General features: G+C 39.6%; 26 protein-coding genes and 3 pseudogenes. 18 read left to right on the top strand and 11 right to left on the bottom strand.

The features are described 5' to 3' along the window. Nucleotides 1-610 (bottom strand): annotated as a pseudogene (locus tag AC0L6R_RS24810) (glycosyltransferase family 117 protein); the annotation flags it as partial. 168 nt (nucleotides 611-778) lie between these two features. On the opposite strand from AC0L6R_RS24810, the gene trxA reads away from it, so the two are divergent. The 14 genes and pseudogenes from trxA (at nucleotide 779) to AC0L6R_RS24740 (ending at nucleotide 11,675) form a co-directional block, all read left to right on the top strand. After that, nucleotides 779-1,099 (top strand): thioredoxin, encoded by a 321-nt coding sequence (gene trxA, locus AC0L6R_RS24805; protein WP_473273556.1) that lies wholly within the window; start codon nucleotides 779-781, stop codon nucleotides 1,097-1,099. An 83-nt stretch (nucleotides 1,100-1,182) separates the two neighbouring features. Next, a complete protein-coding gene (locus AC0L6R_RS24800) occupies nucleotides 1,183-2,604 on the top strand; it encodes an MBL fold metallo-hydrolase (protein ID WP_473273553.1) in 1,422 nt (473 codons plus the stop codon). A gap of 129 nt (nucleotides 2,605-2,733) precedes the next feature. After that, nucleotides 2,734-3,315, top strand: coding sequence for a YeeE/YedE family protein (locus AC0L6R_RS24795; RefSeq protein WP_283414947.1), 582 nt, complete (start codon nucleotides 2,734-2,736; stop codon nucleotides 3,313-3,315). An 11-nt stretch (nucleotides 3,316-3,326) separates the two neighbouring features. Next, nucleotides 3,327-3,813, top strand: a pseudogene (locus AC0L6R_RS24790) (DUF6691 family protein). 263 nt (nucleotides 3,814-4,076) lie between these two features. Further along, nucleotides 4,077-5,252, top strand: a complete 1,176-nt coding sequence (locus tag AC0L6R_RS24785; protein ID WP_473273551.1) for an MFS transporter — start codon at nucleotides 4,077-4,079, stop codon at nucleotides 5,250-5,252. Next, on the top strand, nucleotides 5,249-5,485 hold the full coding sequence (locus tag AC0L6R_RS24780) for an acyl-ACP thioesterase domain-containing protein (protein WP_473273550.1): 237 nt from the start codon (nucleotides 5,249-5,251) through the stop codon (nucleotides 5,483-5,485). The genes AC0L6R_RS24785 and AC0L6R_RS24780 overlap by 4 nt, the downstream gene beginning before the upstream one ends. Beyond that, nucleotides 5,451-5,624, top strand: coding sequence for a hypothetical protein (locus AC0L6R_RS24775; protein ID WP_473273558.1), 174 nt, complete (start codon nucleotides 5,451-5,453; stop codon nucleotides 5,622-5,624). The genes AC0L6R_RS24780 and AC0L6R_RS24775 overlap by 35 nt, the downstream gene beginning before the upstream one ends. 14 nt (nucleotides 5,625-5,638) lie before the next feature. Further along, nucleotides 5,639-5,968 carry a hypothetical protein gene (locus AC0L6R_RS24770; RefSeq protein WP_473273549.1) on the top strand — a complete coding sequence of 110 codons (330 nt, stop codon included), beginning with the start codon at nucleotides 5,639-5,641 and terminating at the stop codon, nucleotides 5,966-5,968. Between the two features lie 107 nt (nucleotides 5,969-6,075). Further along, nucleotides 6,076-7,122 carry a c-type cytochrome gene (locus tag AC0L6R_RS24765; RefSeq protein ID WP_473273547.1) on the top strand — a complete coding sequence of 349 codons (1,047 nt, stop codon included), beginning with the start codon at nucleotides 6,076-6,078 and terminating at the stop codon, nucleotides 7,120-7,122. After that, entirely contained in the window at nucleotides 7,119-7,979 is an 861-nt protein-coding gene (locus tag AC0L6R_RS24760; RefSeq protein ID WP_473273546.1) for a hypothetical protein, read from the top strand. Before AC0L6R_RS24765 ends, AC0L6R_RS24760 begins: the two co-directional genes overlap by 4 nt. Before the next feature lie 999 nt (nucleotides 7,980-8,978). After that, nucleotides 8,979-9,977, top strand: a complete 999-nt coding sequence (locus AC0L6R_RS24755) for a fatty acid desaturase family protein (RefSeq protein ID WP_473273545.1) — start codon at nucleotides 8,979-8,981, stop codon at nucleotides 9,975-9,977. Between the two features lie 4 nt (nucleotides 9,978-9,981). Next, nucleotides 9,982-11,184 carry a DEAD/DEAH box helicase gene (locus AC0L6R_RS24750; RefSeq protein ID WP_283414940.1) on the top strand — a complete coding sequence of 401 codons (1,203 nt, stop codon included), beginning with the start codon at nucleotides 9,982-9,984 and terminating at the stop codon, nucleotides 11,182-11,184. A 9-nt stretch (nucleotides 11,185-11,193) separates the two neighbouring features. Beyond that, nucleotides 11,194-11,475, top strand: a complete 282-nt coding sequence (locus AC0L6R_RS24745; RefSeq protein WP_283414939.1) for a cold-shock protein — start codon at nucleotides 11,194-11,196, stop codon at nucleotides 11,473-11,475. A 5-nt stretch (nucleotides 11,476-11,480) separates the two neighbouring features. After that, nucleotides 11,481-11,675 carry a cold-shock protein gene (locus tag AC0L6R_RS24740; RefSeq protein ID WP_086501652.1) on the top strand — a complete coding sequence of 65 codons (195 nt, stop codon included), beginning with the start codon at nucleotides 11,481-11,483 and terminating at the stop codon, nucleotides 11,673-11,675. 142 nt (nucleotides 11,676-11,817) lie between these two features. On the opposite strand, the gene AC0L6R_RS24735 is transcribed toward AC0L6R_RS24740, so the two are convergent. After that, entirely contained in the window at nucleotides 11,818-12,816 is a 999-nt protein-coding gene (locus tag AC0L6R_RS24735) for a 2-hydroxyacid dehydrogenase (protein WP_283414938.1), read from the bottom strand. 2 nt (nucleotides 12,817-12,818) lie between these two features. Continuing rightward, nucleotides 12,819-13,997: a hypothetical protein gene (locus AC0L6R_RS24730; protein WP_473273544.1), complete on the bottom strand. Its 1,179-nt coding sequence runs from the start codon at nucleotides 13,995-13,997 to the stop codon at nucleotides 12,819-12,821. Between the two features lie 252 nt (nucleotides 13,998-14,249). Between AC0L6R_RS24730 and AC0L6R_RS24725 the strand changes: the two genes are divergently transcribed. Continuing rightward, on the top strand, nucleotides 14,250-14,540 hold the full coding sequence (locus AC0L6R_RS24725) for a Dabb family protein (RefSeq protein WP_473273543.1): 291 nt from the start codon (nucleotides 14,250-14,252) through the stop codon (nucleotides 14,538-14,540). A 34-nt stretch (nucleotides 14,541-14,574) separates the two neighbouring features. On the opposite strand, the gene AC0L6R_RS24720 is transcribed toward AC0L6R_RS24725, so the two are convergent. From AC0L6R_RS24720 to AC0L6R_RS24705, 4 genes and pseudogenes are all read right to left on the bottom strand, one after another. Further along, nucleotides 14,575-14,982, bottom strand: coding sequence for a hypothetical protein (locus AC0L6R_RS24720; RefSeq protein ID WP_283414935.1), 408 nt, complete (start codon nucleotides 14,980-14,982; stop codon nucleotides 14,575-14,577). A 131-nt stretch (nucleotides 14,983-15,113) separates the two neighbouring features. Then, complete coding sequence (gene msrB / locus AC0L6R_RS24715; protein WP_473273542.1) at nucleotides 15,114-15,695, bottom strand: peptide-methionine (R)-S-oxide reductase MsrB; 582 nt, start codon at nucleotides 15,693-15,695, stop codon at nucleotides 15,114-15,116. A gap of 26 nt (nucleotides 15,696-15,721) precedes the next feature. Further along, on the bottom strand, nucleotides 15,722-15,793 hold the full coding sequence (locus AC0L6R_RS24710) for a hypothetical protein (RefSeq protein WP_473273557.1): 72 nt from the start codon (nucleotides 15,791-15,793) through the stop codon (nucleotides 15,722-15,724). 101 nt (nucleotides 15,794-15,894) lie between these two features. Continuing rightward, a pseudogene (locus AC0L6R_RS24705) lies at nucleotides 15,895-16,167 on the bottom strand (peptide-methionine (S)-S-oxide reductase); the annotation flags it as partial. A 237-nt stretch (nucleotides 16,168-16,404) separates the two neighbouring features. On the opposite strand from AC0L6R_RS24705, the gene AC0L6R_RS24700 reads away from it, so the two are divergent. Beyond that, nucleotides 16,405-16,989, top strand: a complete 585-nt coding sequence (locus tag AC0L6R_RS24700) for an outer membrane beta-barrel protein (protein ID WP_473273541.1) — start codon at nucleotides 16,405-16,407, stop codon at nucleotides 16,987-16,989. 11 nt (nucleotides 16,990-17,000) lie between these two features. On the opposite strand, the gene AC0L6R_RS24695 is transcribed toward AC0L6R_RS24700, so the two are convergent. Further along, the gene (locus tag AC0L6R_RS24695; protein ID WP_473273540.1) at nucleotides 17,001-17,648 is read right to left on the bottom strand and encodes a GDSL-type esterase/lipase family protein; all 648 of its coding nucleotides are present in this window, start codon (nucleotides 17,646-17,648) and stop codon (nucleotides 17,001-17,003) included. A 295-nt stretch (nucleotides 17,649-17,943) separates the two neighbouring features. On the opposite strand from AC0L6R_RS24695, the gene AC0L6R_RS24690 reads away from it, so the two are divergent. Next, nucleotides 17,944-19,065, top strand: coding sequence for a DUF4407 domain-containing protein (locus AC0L6R_RS24690; protein WP_473273539.1), 1,122 nt, complete (start codon nucleotides 17,944-17,946; stop codon nucleotides 19,063-19,065). Nucleotides 19,066-19,077: 12 nt separating this feature from the next. Here the strand turns inward: AC0L6R_RS24690 and AC0L6R_RS24685 are convergent, their stop codons facing one another. From AC0L6R_RS24685 to AC0L6R_RS24675, 3 genes are read right to left on the bottom strand one after another with little or no spacing between them, the layout of a single operon-like run. Beyond that, nucleotides 19,078-19,839 carry a DUF5995 family protein gene (locus AC0L6R_RS24685; RefSeq protein ID WP_473273538.1) on the bottom strand — a complete coding sequence of 254 codons (762 nt, stop codon included), beginning with the start codon at nucleotides 19,837-19,839 and terminating at the stop codon, nucleotides 19,078-19,080. Nucleotide 19,840: 1 nt separating this feature from the next. Continuing rightward, nucleotides 19,841-20,569, bottom strand: a complete 729-nt coding sequence (locus AC0L6R_RS24680) for a VIT1/CCC1 transporter family protein (RefSeq protein WP_473273537.1) — start codon at nucleotides 20,567-20,569, stop codon at nucleotides 19,841-19,843. Beyond that, the gene (locus tag AC0L6R_RS24675; protein ID WP_473273536.1) at nucleotides 20,570-21,589 is read right to left on the bottom strand and encodes a dipeptidase; all 1,020 of its coding nucleotides are present in this window, start codon (nucleotides 21,587-21,589) and stop codon (nucleotides 20,570-20,572) included. It abuts the gene before it with no gap. Nucleotides 21,590-22,678: 1,089 nt separating this feature from the next. Between AC0L6R_RS24675 and AC0L6R_RS24670 the strand changes: the two genes are divergently transcribed. Further along, entirely contained in the window at nucleotides 22,679-22,891 is a 213-nt protein-coding gene (locus AC0L6R_RS24670; protein WP_473273535.1) for a hypothetical protein, read from the top strand. Nucleotides 22,892-22,911 lie beyond the last annotated feature (20 nt).

The following is a 22,911-nucleotide window of genomic DNA, read 5'->3' as shown; positions in this document are numbered from 1 at the left end:
GCCAAAGCTGGTAGAGTCACCAAGTTCAGCAAGTGAACACCAATAGAAAGTCCGACCAAATAGGCGATGAAAATCATCCATTTGTTTTCTTCGCGTGGGTCTTTGATCACATCCCACTTCAAGAATGCCCAAATCACGATCGCTGTAAAGAAGGAAGACATCGCGTAAACTTCTGACTCTACAGCCGAATACCAGAAACTATCTGAGAAGGTGTAAACCAATGCGCCGACGATCCCAGCACCCATCAAGGTGATTGTTTCGCCTTTGCTTTCTTGCCCTTCTATAACTTTGAAAAGCTTCTTTCCAAATAAAGTGATCGACCAAAAAAGGAATAAAATAGAGAAACCTGAGAATAGCGCACTACCGATATTCATCCAATAAGCCACTTGCAAAGGATCTCCGAATGCAAAGAAACTGAACATTCGGTATACCAAAAGGAAGAATGGAGCTCCTGGAGGGTGAGGTACTTGTAACTTGTATGCTACGGCTATGAATTCTCCAGTGATCCCCAGAAGCTAGCTGTTTGTTCGACAGTAAGAACGTAAACCAAAGTAGCTACCGCAAAAACGACCCAACCGGTCAGATTATTGATTTGCTTGTAATTGAGCATTTAATAAGTGGAATTTGACTGGCGAAAATAAAAAAAATAAATGCCAAATAGGGCGATTTTAGGTATTTTAAAACTTGAGGCATCCTGATCTCAACCGCTATGTGATATTAATTACGGTGTTGAACTGATTTTGCTCCTACTTTTGTTGTGATAAAAAAATCAGAAATCATGTCTACGAAAGCCAAAACATTCCAAGAACTTATCGATGGTGACCAAGCCGTATTGGTAGATTTCTTTGCTACTTGGTGCGGTCCCTGTAAAATGATGCAGCCGATTTTGGAGGATACAGCCAAACAACTCGGCGATAAGGTGAAAATCTTGAAAGTGGATGTCGATAAGAATCAGTTAGCAGCAAGTAAATTTCAAGTGCGTGGTGTGCCGACTTTGATACTTTTCCAAAAAGGAAAAATCCTATGGAGAGAATCTGGTGTAGTTCCAGCCCATCAATTGGTAAATACCATCAAAACGAATATTCAAGAGACAGCCTAGACCATCTGTGACAAAAGTCATTTAGGGCGACTAATCAAATCCCTACTTTTGGGTATCCATTAGAAATAAAAAAAAATAATCATATGAAAATCGAACAAATATATACAGGATGCCTTGCTCAAGGTGCATATTACATTGAGTCAGATGGAGAAGCAGCGGTAATTGACCCATTAAGAGAAGTTCAGCCATACATTGAGAAAGCAGATCGCAGAAATGCTAAGATCAAATATGTGTTTGAAACTCACTTTCACGCAGATTTCGTCTCTGGACATCAGGATCTTTCTGCCAAAACAGGAGCGTCAATCGTATACGGTCCTACTACTATGAAAATGGGCTTTGATGCGATTGTCGCTGAAGATGGGCAAGAATTCAAAGTCGGGAAAGCTAAGATAAAAGTACTTCACACTCCTGGTCATACAATGGAAAGTTCTTGCTACTTACTATTCAATGAAGAAGGGAAAGCAGAAGCGATCTTCACTGGCGATACCTTATTTATTGGTGATGTGGGAAGACCAGATTTAGCCCAGAAAGTAGTGGCAGATTTGACTCAGGAAATTCTTGCAGGGCATATGTATGATTCTCTTCGAAATAAAATAATGCCACTTCCAGATGACCTAATCGTCTATCCAGCGCATGGGGCAGGCTCTGCTTGTGGTAAAAATATGAGTAAGGAAACCTCAGATACCTTAGGTAACCAGAAGAAAACCAATTATGCGCTTCAGGATATGAGCAAAGAGGACTTTATCAAAGAATTGATAACTGGGCTAACACCTCCTCCTGCTTACTTCCCGCAAAACGTAATGATGAATATTGAGGGTTATGACAGCATTGATGCAGTTTTAGAAAGAGGTGTGAGACCTTTGACCCCTTCAGAATTTGAAGCTGCTGCAAATGAGACTGGAGCATTAATACTAGATACTAGAGCTCCTCAGGTATTTGCCAAGGGATTTGTTCCTAATTCAGTAAATATTGGAATTGACGGAAGCTTTGCCGTTTGGGTAGGAGCGATGATACCAGATTTGAAACAAGAAATATTGGTAGTTGCTGATGAAGGAAGAGAAGAAGAGGTGATTACAAGATTGGCTCGTGTGGGATATGATTATGCGATCGGATATTTGAATGGTGGCATTGAAGCTTGGAAAAAATCAGGTCATGAAATCGATCGAATAGAGTCAATAAGTGCTGAAGAACTTGCGAAAAGACAGACAGAAAATGCTGAAATCAATATTTTAGATGTGAGAAAGAATAGCGAGTTCCTTTCAGAGCATGTTGTAAATGCGGAAAATGCTCCTCTTGATTATATCAATGATAGTATGCTGAAAATCAATAAAGATAAAACGTACTACGTGCATTGTGCAGGAGGATATCGTTCTATGGTTTTCAATTCCATCTTAAGAGCAAGAGGCTATGACAACCTAATTGATGTTGATGGTGGATTTAAGGCTATCAAAGATTCTGAACAGATTGATGTGACTGAATATGTATGTCCAACTACTTTGCTGTAACCGATAAATAGAAAGAGTCACGATTAAATAGTCGAAAGTATCGACCTAGTGATCTGTGAGACATAGATCACTAGGTGGATTTTCCAGCTGACTAACAGCTTGGAATTATATCACCCAATTAATATTCTAATGAATCAATTTATAGACTGGGTTTCTCAGCCTTGGCCATGGTATGTGGCTGGACCGCTGATTGGCCTTACCGTACCTGCGCTTCTCATTTTGGGAAATAAAAGCTTTGGGATATCTTCCTCACTACGGCATGTGTGTGCTATCTGTGTACCTGCCAAGATTCCATTCTTTCAATACAATTGGAAAAAAGAGACATGGAATTTGGTCTTTGTCCTAGGCGTCATGATAGGCGGCTTTGTGGCCACTACTTTCTTTTCAAATCCCGAAGAAATTGTAATTGCAACTCAGACAAAAGCAGATTTGACTGCGCTAGGAATTACTGATTTCTCTGGCTTAATGCCCTCTGATATTTTCACTTGGGAAAATATATTTACTGCAAAAGGATTGATATTCTTCGTGTTAGGAGGGTTTTTAGTAGGGTTTGGTACCCGGTACGCAGGTGGATGTACATCCGGCCATGCAATTATGGGTATTAGTTCACTTCAATGGCCATCGCTGGTAGCCACCATTTTCTTTATGGCTGGAGGCTTTCTGATGACTCAGGTGTTCATTGGACCATTAATGAAATTGGCAGGATTTTAATCAAAAAAGACATGTTACTAGCAGAGAAAAATATAAAGGAAGTGGCTTGTGATGCACCAAATTCACAAGAGACTGGAGAAAGAGGTTTAGCACTGTTGAAATATTTGATTCTAGGAGTGATGTTCGGAATCGTGTTTGTGAAGGCCGAGATCATCTCTTGGTTTAGAATACAGGAAATGTTTCGATTGGATTCGTTTCACATGTATGGAGTGATAGGCTCGGCGATAGTCACCGGGATTATTTCCATTCAGTTGATTAAGCGCCTGAAAATCAAATCTATTTCCGGAGAGGAAATCAAGATTCCAACTAAAGAATTCCGCAAGGGGCAGATTTACGGAGGATTTATTTTCGGATTAGGCTGGGCAATTACTGGAAGCTTGTCTAGGTCCGCTTTTCGCACAGATTGGATCTGGTTTTACAGTGGTTTTGGTGACTTTACTTTCCGCCATTGCGGGCACTTGGGTATATGGTAAATTTTCCCATAAGCTCCCTAACTAGCAACTGCACAATCAAAAAAAAGCGATTTGAAGACCACTTTCTGGAAAGGAAGTGGTTTTTTTAGTCAAAAACTTTTTTGATAATAAAACGCACAATAAAAATGGCGGTAACGATTACGGCTCCTGCTATGACCAATTCCATGAGATTTCTGATTAGGTGAGTTCGGCTTTGATAACTAGTTTGTAGTGGCAATGTTCTGAATTGACCATGTTTTTGGTAGAATGTTCTGTACTTTTGTGAGCCTCTTAAACCTAGCTATTTAGATGAACACACTTTCCAAAAGACGAGTTGCCCTAGGGGCATTTTTCTTTTTCGTAGGTCTTTGTTTTGCCTCTTGGGCAGCGAGGATTCCAGATATTCAAGCCAAGTTTGATCTCTCAGAAGGACAGTTAGGTACCTTATTGTTGTTTTTACCGCTGGGTTCGGTTATTGGATTACCTATTGCTGGTTGGGCCGTTCATCAGTTTGGAAGTCGAGCTGTGGTTATGTTTGGGGCTTTTGCGTATGCTGTTACCTTGCCTTTGATAGGTTTGGCGCCGACCACTTGGTTGCTAATTCCAGTCCTTATTTTGTATGGCATGCTTGGGAATGTGATGAATATCTCGTTGAATACTCAGGCTTTAGGGTTAGAAGATGAGATGGGTAAAAGTATTCTGGCATCCTTTCATGGTTTATGGAGCTTGGCAGGGTTCTCAGGAGCGGGTTTAGGAGCTTTGATGATATTTTTAGGCTTGTCGCCCGCACAGCATTATGGAGTAGTGATGGTTATTTCTATTACCATCATCCTTTCTGCCCAGCGCTATATCATTAAAGATAGAAAAGTCTCCGAGGGTGGTGGAGGATTGGTTCTAAAAAAACCAGATGCGCTATTGATGAGAATCAGCTTGATTGCTTTTCTAGGAATGATGGCTGAGGGTTGTATGTTCGATTGGTCTGGTGTTTACTTCAAAAAAGTCATTCAATCTGATCCATCGTTGATCGCACTTGGTTACGTCGCATTTATGGGCACCATGGCGGCTGGTAGGTTTATTACAGATAAGGTCGCTGCTAGATATACCAAGGTTGAAGTAATCCAAGTAAGTGGGGTTTTAATATTCATAGGTCTAAGTTTAGCTGTGATTTTCCCAACAGTCATTATGGCTACTGCCGGCTTTTTACTGGTTGGGCTGGGTGTAGCATCCATTATTCCGTTATCCTATAGTATCGCTGGAAGATCTAAATTGTATACTCCTAGCGTCGCATTGGCTTTGGTGTCCACAATTTCATTTTTTGGATTTTTGCTAGGGCCACCGATGATTGGTTTTATCGCTGAATTATTTAATTTGAAAGTTTCTTTTGCATTAATTGCTGTGGCAGGATTGGGGATTACCGTACTTTCAAGTATCAGAAAAGCTGTTTTCCTTATTCCTGTAAAACCCTCCCCAAGTCAAACTAAATGAGTTTAAACCCTCTCTTTCAGTTTCAAAAAGATTTTGAAGTCCGTTCGTATCAGGTTGATCCAGATGGGAAGCTGAGCTTGACTGCATTATCCAATTTGTTTCAGGAAATAGCATGGCGGCATGCGGATTCAGCTGATTTTGGAAGGAATTTGCAGGAGCAGAATCTGTCTTGGATTCTGTCCAGAATAGAGATAAAATGTGAAAATTTACCCTCTTTGGGGGGATTCTATTAAGGTTTATACTGCTGGAAGGGGAGTTGATAAACTTTTTGCTTTTCGTGAATTTTTGATCACCAATCCTGATGGACTAGTCCTTGCCCAGGCGATGAGTTTCCTGGGTTTTGATGAATGTGGTAACAAAACGGATTTTTAGACCCAGAAAATGCATTGCCTGCGGAGCTTTTTGACCCTAAAGAGAAGCCAGCTTGGCAGCCTGAAAAAATCAGATTAAAAGGAGAATTACTTAAATCTGAGAAGTTAAAGGTAAGGCACTCTGATCTTGACCTGAACAATCACGTGAATAACACTAGCTATGTGCAATGGGTTGAAAATATCCTCAGGGAAAATGGGTGTCAAACGCTTCCATTTTTGATCAACTACCTAGCGGAATGTGTGTTGGGAGACGAGTTGGATATCCATTTGTATAAATACCTGAATCATTATATGGTACTCGGGACTGTGGGGGATAAGCAGGTATTTTTGGCTGAAGCCAAATAGGAATCCTGATTTTGAGATGGAATTATTGTTTTTTTGACGGCCAAGGTGATCTTCGTCACATGCTTCGTGGATCAATACCTGCATTTTTGTAGCTTGATCACTTAACTATGAATCAGACATCCAGACCTTTAGTAAAACTCTTCCCCCTAATCGCAGGCCTATTAGTGACTGTAGTGCTACTCGTTGGGCTAGTTGCAGGACTTTTGTATTTTGATCATGTTGGTTTACAACCCACTCAGATGCAATTTTCCGAGGCTTTACCAGCTTTAGCAGAACACAAGCCTACGGCCTTAATGGATCCGGTTGGGATGTGGGTGGCTCCTGATTGGGGCACAGTAGATTCAGCGCCCAATGCTGAAGATATTAAGTATGGAAGGGAATTGATAGCCAATACGGCTGAATATCTAGGGCCAAATGGCAAGGTTCGAAAGATTTCAAATGGATTAAATTGCCAGAATTGCCATTTGCAGGCCGGCACTGTGCCACTGGGAAATAATTATTCAGCTGCCAAAAGCACGTATCCAAAAGTGAGGGGCAGGTCAGGGAAATCTGAGGACATCCAGTTGAGAATCAATGGGTGTTTTCAGCGAAGCTTGAATGGGGAAGCTTTACCCAATGATAGTAAAGAAATGATAGCTATCGTAGCGTACATGGATTGGCTTGGTAAAGATGTCCCAAAAGGAGAAAAGCCTAAGGGAGCAGGTATCTATGAATTACCTTTTCTTGATAGAGCCGCTGATCCTGTTAAAGGAAAAACTATTTACGAGAGACAATGCGTGACCTGTCATATGACTGATGGTCAGGGTGTGATTAAGCCTGATAGTAGCGGTTATATTTACCCGCCTCTTTGGGGAGAGCATAGTTATAATCAAGGCGCAGGGTTGTTTCGTATGTCAAGATTTGCAGGCTACGTAAAAGCAAATATGCCTTTTGGCGCAACCTATGAAAACCCAATGCTTACAGATGAGGAAGCGTGGGATGTTGCAGCCTATGTAAATAGCTTAGATAGACCAAAGAGGGATTTTCCGAATGATTGGCCTGACATTTCCAAGAAACCTATAGATCATCCTTTTGGTCCATATGCTGATGAATTCTCAGAAGAACAACACAAGTTTGGTCCATTTCAAGCAATAAAAGTTGAAGCGAAACAATGAGAAAATTCCTATTTGGGTTTCTCTTCTTTGTCCCATTTCTAATTCTAGCTCAGCAGCCTGAGAGAAAGCTAGTTGTGAATCCTGATGTTCATTTTAGATTGTTCTGGATGAATACTTCAAATTCGGGGGAGTTTAAGGATGATTATGCGCTAGGTTCAAGTTTGAGTCTTGGAACAAAACTTGAATACTCTAATCACTGGGAGTTTCTGATCGGCTACAGGGTCTTTGCAAATCTATGGAGCAGCGACCTTACCGCTTCTGATCCAGTCAGTGGCGGATCGAATCGATATGAAGTTGGCTTATTTGATTTGTTAAATCCAAATGATCGATTTATCGGTAAACTAGAGAAGCTGTCTTTTGGCTACTCAAGTGCTTATTGGGGAATAACTTTAGGCAGGATGGCAATCGAAGCGGATTGGATAAATGGGCAAGACGGCAGACTTTCTCCTACGGGGATTGAAGGTGCGAATGTTTGGTTTTCGACAGAAAATAAATGGAAGCTTTCTGCTTGGGGAATAAGTAAGATGAGTGTACGTGGAACAAGTGAGTGGCTTTCTGTCGGCGAAAGTATTGGAGTTTTTCCGGTGGGTAGAAATGCCAATGGACAAGCATCGCTTTATGCAGAAAATACATCAAGTGATTGGATTGGGATTGCTGAAGTAGCTAAGGAATGGGAATCATTTAGCTTTAATGCTTCCCACACCATAGTCCAAAATATTTCAAACACTACCTGGCTACAAGGCGAAAAGAGATGGAAGCATGAAAAAACTGGGATCACCTGGCTTTGGGGGGTGCAGGCTGGGTTCCAATCGGGTTTAGGTGATGGAGGGAATTCAGATCCCGATTTTTCAATATAAAAGTCCAAATGACAGAAACTGGGCGTTGTCCACTCAATTTGGCTTAAAAAAAATCTGCTTGGAATTTAAATTTGAATTATACTAAGACCGGAGGTAAAGGAATTTGGCTTAGTCCGAGAGAGTGGGGTAAAGATGCTTGGTACACTTTTATTCCCAGAGAAAGAAATGAGGGTTTTAGTTCACTGGATGCCCTTACGGCATTTGTAGAATATACTTTTGCCCAATACTACAATAAGGCCATTTGTTCATTTTGGATTTCATTGGCTGCCTCCTCTGTCTGCACCCGCTGAAAATAAATACAATATGCCATCCTATCGGCAACTTAATGTGGGGGTTAAATATGCTCCCAAATCTATTTCAAAATTAGATTTTCAATTGCTAGTAATGAATAAAGCAGCGCTTGGTAATCAAGCGCTAACTCCCAGACAGACATATAATAAGGTGCAAATGGTTCACATAAATGGCATAGTGAACTGGAGGTGGAAATAAATTTAAGTATATTCTCTATCGAAGCTGAATTTGATCATTCATCGTTCAGATGGGTAAAATAGTAGATTTGGCATTAAATTTTTGGATTTTTAACGACATAAGTGTTATTTTAAGTCAAAGTATTGAGTGTAGATTTGTGTGTTATTAGGATATGCGAAATCTTCTACTCACCTTTGTACGCATAAAGGCGCTGTCCACGGATATCCTTTTTACTTGAAATAAAGTATGCGTTGATTATCAACCTGCTTAAGTAGCAAATTCAGGAGTTTCCCCTCGCAAGGTTTTAATTCTTCATCTTTCTACTTTTTTAATTCCAAAATGATTGATTTCATTTTTCGAATTAAAACTTGCAGAGTAAATCCCACAGGGAAACAATAGTATTTACAATTTAATTTCAGTGCCATTAAGACAGTAAGGTTCTCAGAATCAGAATTATCTGAATTCTCCCAAACACTAAGGAAAAGAGTTTATGGACATTTTACGTCCACTAACAAATCGAAATACGGGAATATGGAGATGGTTATTAAATCCATCATTCTTCTTTCTCTGTATGTCGTTCCTATTTTTCTTGTAATCACGGGTGTTGCCATCACTACACCTCAATTATTTGCTTGCTATTTGTTATCTGCTTTTGGAATGGCTGGTGTTGGCATGGGGGTGATGCATGATGCAATTCATGGCTCGTATTCTAAAAACAAAAAAATAAATAGTTGGATCGGCTACACCCTGGATATGGTAGGAGCTAGCTCAATGGTTTGGCATCTTCAACACAATGTGCTTCATCATAGCTTTACCAACATAGACGAGCATGACGACGATATCAATGCACCTTTCTTTCTAAGGTTTTCGCCTAATGCTGAGAAAAATGGGCTGCATAAATATCAACATCTCTATGCATGGTTCTTCTATTCGCTATCTACCCTTTCATGGGTGACTGCTAAAGACTTCATTAGATTTACACGATATTACAATAGAGGCCTGGTGAAAGGCGGAGAGAAGGCATATAAAAAGGGAATCGTTAAGTTGATATTCCTCAAGATTGCATACTTCTCAGTTGTTATAGGATTACCTATTATATTTTCGCCATTCTCGGCAGGAATGATCATTCTTGCATTTATCATGATGCATTTTGTGACAGGATTTGTGATTACAATGGTGTTCCAAATTGCACATATTGTAGAGGATGTGGATTTCCCTAAGGCGGACATCAACGGGGTAGTAGAAGGCGAAAGAATTTTACATCAACTGGCTACCACCTGTAATTTTGCTCCAAATAATAAGATCTTATTCTGGTTTGTTGGAGGATTGAACTATCAAGTTGAGCATCATCTATTTCCTGATATATGCCATGTGCATTACAAGGAGATAGCACCAATAGTAAAGGCTACCGCAGAGGAATTTAACGTGCCCTATTATTCTAAACCACATTTTTTAATGGCTGTGTTGGACCATTTCAAAATGCTCTATGTTTTGGGTAATGAACCTGAAATGGAGCCAATTAAAGCCTAATAACATGAATAGTAATAGAAATAGTAATACAAGACCACCGGCAAACCAAAGACGGAATTCTCGTCCTACAGGTAGACCAGGTCAAAATAAGAAAAAGGAATCTAAACTTGATCCTAACCTGTTTGTCAAAAAGGCTCAGCCAAGTGGACAACAAGGGTTTCGATCAGAGACACCTTTTTCAAGTGTCGAGCTTAACGCTTCCTTATTAAGAAATCTGGCGGCAAAGGGGTATGAAAGTATGACCAATATTCAAGAGCAGGCAATTCCTGCTTTGATGGATAGAAGAGATATACTTGGAATATCAAATACAGGTTCAGGTAAAACGGGGGCTTTTTTGATCCCAATTATTGAACATGCTAAGCTAGATCCTCAGAATTTTACTGCTCTGATAGTGACTCCAACACGTGAGTTGGCCTTACAGATTGAAGAGGAGTTTAAGAGTCTAAGTAAAGGAATGAACTTGTATTCGAACACATTTATCGGAGGTACGAATATCAATTCTGACTTCAAAGCGCTGAGCAGAAAACTACATGTGATCGTGGGTACTCCCGGTCGCCTGTTAGATTTATCGAATCGTAAACTATTACATCTTAATCGAGTAAATACACTCGTATTAGATGAGTTTGATAGGATGTTAGATATGGGTTTTGTTCACGATGTGAAAAAGCTGGTTAATTTAATGACTAAGAGAAGTCAGACTATGCTTTTCTCTGCGACATTAGAGCCAAGCCAAAAAGCACTCATCGATGGATTACTTAATAATCCAGTTGAGATTAAAGTAAATACTGGTGGAACAACCAGTGAAAATGTAGATCAAGAAATTATTCGTGTGCCGGAAGGCAAGAATAAGTTTGATATACTTGCTGATTTATTCAAGGGAAATGAGTTGGATAAGGTGATAATATTCACAGAAACCAAAAGACTCGCGGATAAGTTAAGCAAGCAATTAAATCAGTCCGGAATAAAATCTGGGTTGATTCATGGAAACAAATCTCAGAATTTCAGAAATAGAACCATCGATGAGTTCAAAACTGGAATGACTCGTGTACTGGTAGCAACAGATGTAGCTGCTAGAGGTATAGACGTAGCAGATGTGTCCCATGTAATCAACTTTCAGCTTCCCATGACTATGGATAGCTATATCCACAGAATAGGACGGACAGGTCGGGCCGGAAAAACCGGTAAGGCCATAACATTTGTCAATTAAAATCGCGATATGTCAAAAAACCAGAACACATTCATTAAAAAGCAAAAAGCAGAACTTAAGAAAAGAAAAAAGAGAGAAAAGCAAGAAAAGATGGCTGCTCGTAAAGATCAGCCGAAAAGCGGAGATCTGGACGATATGATTGCGTACGTGGATGAGTTTGGTAACATCTCAGACACTCCGCCAGAACCAGAACCACCGAAAAAAGAAAACCCGCAAAGGAAAGAGAATCCTCCTAGAAGAGAATATCCGAACAATGCACAAAATAATAGAAACACCAATTTAAAAAGTTAGTAATCATGAATGAAGGAACAGTAAAATTCTTTAACACAACCAAAGGTTTTGGTTTTATTACACCAGCAGACAACAGTGAAGATGTATTCGTACACCACTCAGGTCTAGTACACGAAATCCGTGAGAACGATCACGTTACTTATGACGTAGTTCAAGGTAAAAAAGGCGTTAACGCTGTGAACGTGAAAGTAGCTAAGTAATTCCTGTCGGGCATTGCCCAATTAAGAAATACAAAGTTTGATGCCTGCAGATCTCTGATTTGCAGGCATTTTTTTTGCGATTTTTGGAACTGATTTGTGATTTCTGATTTATTGAAACTTGAGTTCCAAACGCAGCACATTACTAACTTTTCCACTTGATTTCATTGCTCAGATCTCCTCCAGCTGCTAGTTCATCTAGGTTTTGAAGGGTGGTTTTCGCGATCTGTGCCAAAGCTTCATGTGTAAGAAAAGCTTGGTGCCCGGTGATTAGCACGTTTGGGAAAGTCATCAGCCGTGCGATTTGCTCATCCAATACGATGGTTTCTGATAAATTTTGAAAAAACAGGTTTTCCTCTTGTTCATATACATCGATTCCTAAATTGCCCACTTTACGGTTTTTTAATGCTTTGATGACCGATTTGGTTTCAATCAATGCTCCTCTGCTCGTGTTGATGATAACAACTCCGTTTTTCATCTTGCTCAACGTGGTAGAGTTTATCAGATGAAAAGTATCAGGTGTCAAAGGACAATGAAGTGAAATGATATCACTTTGAGCAAATAGCTCGTCTAAAGTCAGGTAAGTAACACCAAGTTTTTTAAGCTCCTCATTTTCATAAATATCATGTGCGAGCAGCTTACAGCCTATTCCTAGCATGATTTCACAAAAGGCTTTGCCAATAGCGCCTGTACCGATTACTCCTACAGTTTTACCGTGTATGTTGAACCCAGTAAGACCTTCGATGGAATAGTTATTTTCTCTGACGCGGTTATAGGCTTTGTGAGTTTTACGGCTCAGGGTCATTAATAGTGCAAGTGCATGCTCGGCCACAGCTTCTGGGCTATACGCTGGCACTCTACACAGTTTGAATCCGAGTTCAGCAGCTTTTTCTAAATTGACCTGATTGTATCCGGCGCATCTTAGTACTATGTTCTTTACGCCCAATTCATCTAGTTTAATCAGAGTTTTTTCATCTAAATGATCATTAACAAACGAGCATATGGCATCAAAACCTTCAGCTAATGCTATGGTATTGCTGTCTAGTTTTGGTTCGAAATAGGTGAACTCGTGAGAATGATCGGGTAAATAATGATTGAAACTTTCTTTGTCGTATGATTTGGTGCTAAAAAACGCCACTCTCATGGTCAGTTGGATTGAAGTTGATAAATAGAAAAGCGGGTAAACTCTTCTTCAATCTCCGAATTTTCTGGCTCTTGAACTAGTAATTTTTGGCCTGGTAATGAAAGGACTATAGTGCCATTTATTCCTAAAAGCTCCATTGGAACTTGTTCGCCATTTTTGAAAATCACTATCCGCTGTTCATTTTTATCAAATCGACCTAGGTATGGAACCTCTTCTGTAGTTCTACTATCGTATTCTGATTGGGATATTCCTGTGAAATATTGGAGGAGGTAAGTGTGATCTCCCATGTTGAAAAGCTTCTGATTTCTTGCGGAAAGTCTTCCCAAGGCAATTGCTCTTTCATCCGAAAAGGCAGTTTCAACAGGGACTGGTGGGTAAGTTAGAAATTCGGAATGAGTAATTGGGATTGATTTTTTTAAAGTCATGCCAGGTAAATCATAAACCAATAGTTCGGTGTCAAGATTCTGCACAAGCACCAATTCATTGTTTTTATGGTCTATGAAAAATGATTTCCCCATCAATTCCGGGTAGATGTTTTCTGTAGCATTATAGATTGAATTGGCTTCATAAGGAACCACCGTTTTGATGGCTCCAGTTTGTAAATTCAATTGGTAAAAATTCTGAAGCGTGTCTTTTCCCTCTTGATTGTGAATTAGGTAGGTGGCAGTGAAGTAATTGCTAGGCCCTACCAGAAGAAAGGTGGTGTCATTACTTTGGAAATAGGGGGGACTTCCAAATGGTGTATTTGCCCGAACTGGAAGAGGAGAAGGAATTCTAAGCCTTTTTACAATCTCGTAGTCTTTATCATAGCTGATTAATTCGAAAGGCAATTCGACTATTCGCTGTCCTTCAGGTCCAAATCCTAAACCAATTGGATTCCAGTTTCCATAATTTGAAGGACCATCACCTTTTCTATGAGCGCGGTTTAGGATCTCACCACTTTCGGAGATCTCCACTATGTCATCTTCATTGATAGAATATCCCAAGTATCTTTTCTCACTTGGATTGTAGTCTAAAATATTTACCCGGGTGAAATTATCAACTTGGAATGAATCAATTTTGACCAATTCATAAGTATCAGGTTCACTTGTGGAAGTGTCTCTTGAATTGGAATTGCATCCAGATGTGATGGAAAGGATCATCAAGCTGAATACTAATAAGGGGTAATGCTGAAGTTTCATGTGTGTTTATTTCGTAGATCTACTAAGATTTCGTTAAATATATGAAAAATTCTGGGCCTTGCGATTATTGGTGAGTTGCGATTACAAAGAGTCTGAGGTTTAGAATATTTTGGTGAATCTCCTTAGATTGGTCAAAAATCTATAACCTATGAAAAAAATACTCTATTTTCTTCCTTTAGTCTTAGCGCTTTCCTGCGCAGAAAAGGAGAGAAACAAGTCGAAACAGAAATTAAAGAAATCCAAGAAGTAGTTATGCCAGCAAAACCAGATTCCGTCCTACGACACAATGTTTATTTCAGTTTTAAAGAAACTTCAACTCCTGAGGATATTCAAACAGTAGTAGATGCTTTCCGAAATCTTAAAAATGAAATTGACGGAATCGAAGATTTTGAATGGGGCGTTAACTCTAGTCCGGAAGAATTGAATCAAGGCCTGACGCATGCTTTCACCTTGACTTTTTATTCTGAGGAAGCTAGAGACGCATATTTGCCACATCCAGCTCATGCGGCTTTCGGTGCTATTCTAGGTCCTCTATTTGGATAAAGTAACCGTAGTAGATTACTGGACTCGTCCTTAATTATTGATCAAAGGGCAAAGCTGATCCGTCAGTTTTGCCCGCATTATTGACTGTGAGCACTTCGGTCACTACAAAGTTGCTGGTCCCTCTCCATGGGAGCATTCCATTATATTCTTTGTAGCGAAGCTCTACAAACTTCCCTGAGGCTCTTTCTAGCTGCTCTGCGATCTCGCCATCTACCACACTGAACCGAAACTCATTACTCTGTAGCCCGCCTGCTGTAGGGCTCTGAAATCCTTCCTGTACTACTCTGCCTTCATAGGTCTTGAATACTACTCCTTTTTTTACGAAGTAATTTAAACTTCCGGCTTTTACCCCCTCACCGAATACGAAATAGAATTTATACCAAAAAATACCAGCTAAAAGTCCGATTATAACTATACCAGCAATCCAAGCAAATTTTTTCATAACAAGAATAAGTTTGGCTTAAAGATAGATATCGGGATGATTTTTAAGTGAAAAACTTAGTAAAAAAATCAACTTACTTCCTTTTTTAAATAAAAAAAGGCTGCACATAAGCAGCCTTTTCAATTGTGTTGTTAATCCACTAGCCAGAGATAATCACCATAACCTTTGGCTTCCATTTCTTCCTTTGGTATAAATTTCATCGCAGCTGAATTCATGCAATACCTAAGGCTAGTTGGTTCTGGACCGTCATAGAAAACATGACCTAAATGACTATCTCCAAACTTACTTCGGACTTCTACTCGGAGCATGCCCAGATCGTCGTCAGTTGGTTTTTCTAAAACTCTAGCATCAATAGGCTTGGTGAAGCTTGGCCAGCCTGATCCTGATTCGTATTTGTCTTTGGAGCTGAAAAGCGGAGCACCTGATACAATGTCAACATAAATTCCTTTGTCGTGATTTCCGTTGTATTCATTCTGAAATGACATTTCAGTAGCATCTTCTTGAGTTACTTCATACTGCAAATCAGTCAAGGTCTTTTTCAACTCGGATTTTGGCGGAGCCTTATATTCTTTCTCACTAAGTTCCGGCCAATGTGCCTTGATGAATTTATCACGACCAGATCCATTTCTATACGAATAGTAATCCTGAGGACTTTTTTTATAATAATCTTGGTGATACTCTTCTGCAGGATAGAAGTTGGTATACTTGATCAAAGGAGTTCGCAATAGGCTTGTCGAATTTACCCGGATTTATCAAGTAGCTTCTTGGAATCTTCGGCTACTTTCTTTTGCTCAGAGTCATGAAAGAAAATGGCTGATTCATATTGAGATCCTCTGTCATAGAATAAGGGGACCTCTCTACATCTGTCGGATCAAAAGTCTGCCAGAATATATCTACCAATTCAGAATAACTGATTACTTCTGGGTCAAATGTAATTTGGACTGACTCTCTGTGAGAAGTCTTTCCGCTGGATACTTCACCGTATGTAGGGTTTTTTTCTTTGCCTCCGGCATAGCCCGAAATTACCGTAATTACGCCGTCTATTCCCTCAAATGGAGCTTCTACACACCAGAAACATCCGCCAGCAAATGTGGCTAACTCGGTGTTTCCTTTGTGGTTAGCAAGTTTGTCTGTGTCTGCAGTTGATTCTTGACTTTGCACCGCAGTGTTACCGCAGGCAAACATCAGCGCTAGGATGAGAGATAGCATGGGTGTAGTAATTTTATTTGAACTAAACATGTTTTTGGTTCTTTTTTTGTTTTGAATGTATATAGAAATCATTTTAATCTAAACTCAATTTACGTGATTCTGTTTGAGAGTTTATGGACAATTATGGTTCCAATGCATTGAAATACGAGTTGAGATCAAACTCGGTTTGTCTTACAGCTTACATTTTACCAAATTTCACTAAGCCTGAATCTCATGAAAAAGCTACTACTATTCTTTTTAGTTATGTGTTCGCTGGTTTGTATACAAGCAAAAGCGCAGCACAAAGGTTCGGGTTTCGGGATTAAGGGAGGCTTAAGCTATAGCACTTCAGGAAAGTATTTCAAAGATGCTGGGTCAATCTGGAAAAGTCCAGGTAGTTCCGCGGGTTACCAAGTTGGAGCTTTTTATAAATTGGCGTCTTATGATATTTTCTTGCGACCGGAATTGCTCTATACACATTCCCAGTTTGAATCAGGCTTAGGTGAAGTCAAGGCCAACCGATTGGATGCGCCAGTGATGGTAGGAATGCATTTATTTAAACTATTCACAGTAGTAGGCGGGCCTTCTTTCCACTACCTATTGAATGACAACTACAATGATTTTTTTGAAACTCCCTCTGAAAAAGACTTGCTTTTTGGATACCAGTTTGGCTTGGGGCTAAATTTTGGACCGGTGGGATTAGACTTGCGATACGAACGCGTACTGAATGACCAAAAATTAAATTTGGATCAGGTAATCAAAAGAAAGGATGATTTCAGGTCAGAGCAAGTGATTTTGGGACTTTCGTATCAGTTCTAATCAGACTTTCCTTACTTCAAAAAGGGAGTAAAAATCTCCTTCCAAAGCTCATAGCCTTTTTCATTCATATGAAGATCGTCTTCTATGAAAATATCAGCTCTAGGTTTACCAGTATCATCCAGCATGATGTCCCATACATTCACTATATGTACGTTTTCATGGGTGGTCGCATATTGCCTAATCAAATCATTTAATGCAACGTAGGAAACTTTTTTATCCCAGCGCGAAGGGCTAGGTTTAGCAGCGATCAGGTTCACTGTTGTGTGTGGATACTTTGTATGAATCTGCGTAACTAATTCATCTAGGTTGTCCATTATAGCTGATATCTCTTGGCCCGCATTGATGTCGTTGTCACCTTCATAGATGAATACTTTTGAGGGTTCAAAACGAAGTACAGTTTTGTCCAAATGCATCAATAGCTGATCTGCCGTAGAGCCACCAAAAGCAGAATTGATGATAGCTACATTAGGAAATTGCTCCTGAAGGTTTTTCCACATCCTTACACTCGAACTGCCTGTAAAAACTACGCTGCCTTTTTTCCAGCCGGCATCATCGATTTCTTTTGCGCGCTTATTTACTTCCTCTTGAAAGGGAAGTTCTTGCGCAAATGAGAATTGTACCAGAAATAGTAAAACGAGTGCAGAGAGTAACTTCTTCATATCCTAAATATACTTAACCTACTGAGTAAATTCCATGCAAAGTGTTTTCAAATTGCTTTCTGATTTTAGTAACCTGAACAAAACCGATCAGATGGCGAGCATTTTCGAACACTGCGTACAAAAATGGAGAATGTCCTCCATTTTGTAAATGACATTTTTATCACTTGAATTGCCCCTTGATTGATCAGAATAGGCCTTTTTCCTTGAATTCGTCACAATTCAATTTAGAAAAATCAAATTCTGCCTTTTTGGTGAAGTTTTAGCGTTGTGTATTTAGGTCAACCATTTACCTTATATGAATAGCATCACTCGTTTTTTCTGGTTTTGTAGCGGCGCAAACTTCTCATTATTAAAAAGATCTCCAACTGAGTCAAACAAATATCTCGGGATCGGTGCTACCGTTTTCTTCACGGGAATACTTGCAGCATTGGCAGCAGGATATGCTTTGTTTACCGTGTTCCAATCAATTTGGCCTGCGATCTTTTTTGGCCTGCTTTGGGGGTTGATGATATTCAATCTGGATCGATTTATCGTTTCCAGTATGCGGAAAAAAGAAAATGCTTGGGGTGAGTGGAAGTTGGCCATTCCGCGATTAGTATTAGCTGTCTTACTTGCCTTGGTGATATCAAAGCCGCTGGAATTGAAAATGTTTGAGCGGGAAATTGATCGGAAAATAGATGAGAAGAGGACTGTGTTTATAGCAGAATCAAAGCTAAATCTAGCAAAGGGTTTCCCTGAGATTCAAGAGTTAGAAGCTAAAATTGACACGTTGAAGGCAGAAGTTTTAGATTTCGAACAATACAGAAATCAGCTGCAGGATGAATATGATGCAGAGCGATTTGGGGAGAAGACAACTAGCACAAGTGGAATTGTTGGATTGGGAACAAATGCTAAGAAGAAGGAGGAGCAGCTAGATGCGGCTCAAGTCACATTGAATGAGCTTAGAAATAGGAATCAGGTTCGTGTTGACACGCTGGAAGCGCAGATTCGTGAATTTGTTGCTTTGAGACAACTGGAATTTGAAAAGCAACAGCCAGGAATCGAAGGCTTTGATGGGTTGGCTGCTCGAATGGAAGCATTGGATGCTTTAACCAAGGAAAGCTCAGCAATGGCTTTAGCAAACACCTTTATCATGTTGCTTTTTATTGCTATTGAAACAGCGCCAATTTTCGTGAAGTTAATTTCTCCACGTGGACCATACGATGAGTATTTAGAGCTACATGAGGACAAAGTCAGATTGTTCAAAGGAGAGAAGTGGACTTTTGCCAAAGGCGAATCAGAGGCAAGGGTTGGCTACTTCCAAGACACTCATTTCTATGCTATGGATCTTAAAAAGGAAAAGACTAACAAGAAAAATAAAGCACAGACTGACGCAGAAATTGTGGAATTTGAAAAGGGGTTTAATCAGGATATCTGAAACTCAATTCTCCTAATCCTTTTGAGCTTTTTTGACCACTACGTCCAGCTGATCCATCGTGCGACTCACTGATTTCCATTCAGCGAATCCAACTATTTTCACCATAAATGATAGAAACTTACCTGGGTTGATCAGCTTGTTTGCCAACTTGGAAATGTTTCTATCTCGCTCTACTATTGATGCATTTCGGTCTTCGCAACCATAATATTCACCGGCGTATTTCCAAGCTCCATCTCGGGCAAGTTGGATAGAGAAATTCAGCAGCATTTCATCGCGGCCTTTTGCTAATGGGATCAGCCAGCCAAAAATCGGAGAAACCATGCTAATATTGGACTTGACTCCATCTACCAATTCTGCCAGGACAGCATTGATTTTATTGAAATCATTTTGAATGCCTGCAATAGGTTCTGAGCCCATGGTGTCTGCAGCTGAGATGCCCAGGTCAAGATTAATATGTGCGTTGATGCCTAGAAACAAATGCTGAAGAACTAGGTGCTTGCTGTCTTTGCTTGCTTCAAATGCAAGCATCCAGCTATTAGTAGGGGCTTGACCGATTTTCCATGTGTTATATGCAGTGATAAATCTGCCCGCAAAGAGAACATCTAGCTTTTCCATTCTTGGATTGTCTTCGAATTCTCTAGCTAGGATTCCGTCACGAATTCTACGAGTCACCTGCCTGTAGAGAATGGCAAAATAGCCAATCCGCGATTGATCATTTTTACATTCAGCTACGATTTGATCCATTCGCACCAGTACTTCATCTATGGTCTTCATATCATTGTTTAATAAAAAAGTTCTCTAGAATATCACCTACATAATATGCAACAATAGCTGCCAACAAGCCTAAGGCAACGGTTTCCGCTATACTTTTAATTGGTGAAGTTTGATTTACTAAGGATTTTAAAGCTCCGATTAATACGAATGCCAGGCCTGTAAGTATGCTGGTCCAAAAGAAAGTATTAATGTCTGAGGGATAGAAAAATGTCCAGAGATAAACTAGCAGTGGAATGAATCCGACAATTAGGAATGATGCAAATGTGGCGACCCCAATCTTAAAGGGACTTTTAGTTTCTTCCATTAAGTTTAGCTCGTCTTTCATCATTTCTGCAACCCAGATGTCTTTGTTGGAAGTGATTTGATCTACAACTTTCTCCAAGAGTTCCCCCTCAAATCCTTTAGCTTTGTAAATGTCTCGGATTTCTTCACGCTCTACTTCCGGAAGATTTTCTACTTCCCAATATTCAATTTCCTGGTGTTTATTGTAGTTTTCTTTATCACTCTTTGAGGACAAATAGGCACCCACAGACATCGAAAATCCATCTGCAAAGAGATTTGCAAAACCAAGAATTATAATGATCCCAGCATCCAGATCTGCGCCAAATCCCCCGGCAACTACTGCAAATGTCGTGACAGCACCATCAATTCCTCCGTACACAAACTCTCGAAGATATTCCTGAAGTTTCTGGAAGTATTTATCTTCTTGATGAAGGTGAGCTTCGTTCATTTATCTCAGATTTGTTAGGAAAAATCTTTTCACATTTTCGCCCATTACGGCTTTGATCTCCGCTTCACTAAATCCGGCATTCATCATTCCCTCTACCAAAAGAGGAAATCCTGTGATATCAAAAGGAACTGCGACCGATCCATCGTAATCTGACCCAAGTGCGACATATTCTATACCCACTAAGTCTCTCACATGCTTTATCGAAGCAATGATATTGGGCAATTCAGGAACTCCTACTGCTTCATCAAAAAATGCGATGCCGATGATGTCCCCATTTTCAGCGATTTTCTGGATTTGGAGATCACTCAGATTTCTCTGTGAGTCCAAAACAGCCCTCACCCCAGTATGTGATACCATCACGGGCATAGTAGTCATCTCTAGCACATCATCTACTATTGCAGGAGAGCAGTGAGCCAAATCCACAAAAATACCGAGCTCATTCATTTTCTGAACTACTGATTTCCCAAATTCGGTAAGGCCCGCTTGACTTTGTCCGTGCGCTGATCCACCAAGTTCATTATCAAAAAAATGAGTTAACCCTATCATGCGAACGCCAGCTTCATAAACTCGATTTAGATTTTCTATATCTCCTTCGAGTGCATGTGCACCTTCGATTCCTAACATGCCGCCGATAACAGATTCATCATTTTTTCTAGCAGAAATGAGTTTGTTTAGATCCGCTTTGTTTTTAACGAAGATCGCGTTGCCATCTTCATCCTGTATGAAATCTGCTAAGTTTTGGGACTGCGAAAGAGTTCGGTTTATTAAGCTAAACCAGTTTGACGGAGATTCCCCTTTTGCTATGGTCAGCGGGGTGATGTTGTCGAATGCATCCGAACTATTACTCTGCATATTTTGACCGGCTGGGGATTTTGAAACAATGGTAAACATCTCCAAAGCGACATTGGCTTCTCTCATTCTTGGGAAATCAACTTGCCCACGACTTCCTCTCTGGGTCAAATCCCTTCCCCAAAGCAAGGCGTCGCAATGTAAATCCGATATAAAATGCAAGACGCTCATACAAAGCCTGTGTGTCTGATGAAACAGAATAGGGTGGAGAAGACTTGACGGGATTTCTTTGAGATTCTATATAGGGTGGGACTATAAGGGTTGCAGCTAAATAGATAAGGACTAAAACCCCAAGTGCGATTATTAATTTCTTCATAGCAAATGATAAGACCATTGAAGATAATGAAAAATGGTCTATCCTCTGACAAATGCTTTTGAACAGAGATAGGCTATAGATTTCATTTCATTTTTTATTTTCAGGGAAGAAGGGTGACTGTGTGGAGGGTTAATGTGAGAAAAAATAATTATTTGTTTTTGGGCGCTTTAAAACATTTTCATTATGTTTATCAAAATATAAAGATCAAAAAAACAAATACACAGCAAGGATTACAAAAGTATATTTGGTTTTAGATGATTGACAATAGACCCACTCTCGGGGGCTTTTTCTAAAAAGCTCCCTTTTTTTATGTCTATATATTTTTACATTTTGTTTAAAATTTGAAAAGGTGGTTTAAAAAATCTTTGATTTAGATCAAATTTATGTTCAAATTCAAAAAACTGGTTTATTTGAGTGGGTAATTCTGAGTTGGTTCTTTCGAATTGAAAATTTGGCATAATTGAAAAAGTCATTCCTAAAATTTCGAAATATGTTATTTGGAGGATTAAAATACTGAAATGGTTTTTTTATGGATTTAGACCAAAAAGGGAGGTTATTTTTTTATTAAGTATCGGAATCTGAAACGGCCAAAAAACTTTTATCATTAATTGTGAGGTGTTTTAATTTGTTGTTTTGATTAAAGGCCTTTAGCTCAATAAGTTGTTGGGTTCTTCGTTGCGAATGTTAACTAAAACCATCCAATGGTTGGGATTTACTGGAGTTCTAGGTGTGCAAGGAATATAAATCATGAATCTATTAACCTATGGCAATCATTTTTATCTACGTATCTGTAAGTGATTGGCAAAATGTATGACTGCGGATTATCAGTTCTATGTTTCGCTAGTCATGATTTTTAGTGAAGTTCTATCGTTGATTTAGAAAAACTTAAATGGCATTACAGCGAGTTTCTTCATACCAGCAATACAATTGAATGTCGAATGGGTATGAATTTTCTATTTGATTACGAAGCCATTTATTATGCCGTGATACCTGGTAGAAATTTCACAATCGGTTTTGGCTTCGCTGTGAGTGAGGTGGAGGTAGAAGTTGAGATTGCTGAAGGAGTCTGTGAACAATCTACTTTTGAAAGAAAAGTGAGTGTATCAATCAGTATGGGATTTCCGCCATACATTCGAATCGTGTCAAGATCAATCTGAGTTAAACATCCAACTGCTCA

This window comes from Algoriphagus sp. 10J20-15 (genome assembly GCF_055809615.1).
Note: the sequence above shows the minus strand (reverse complement) of the source record. Positions and strands in the feature narration are given on the sequence as shown.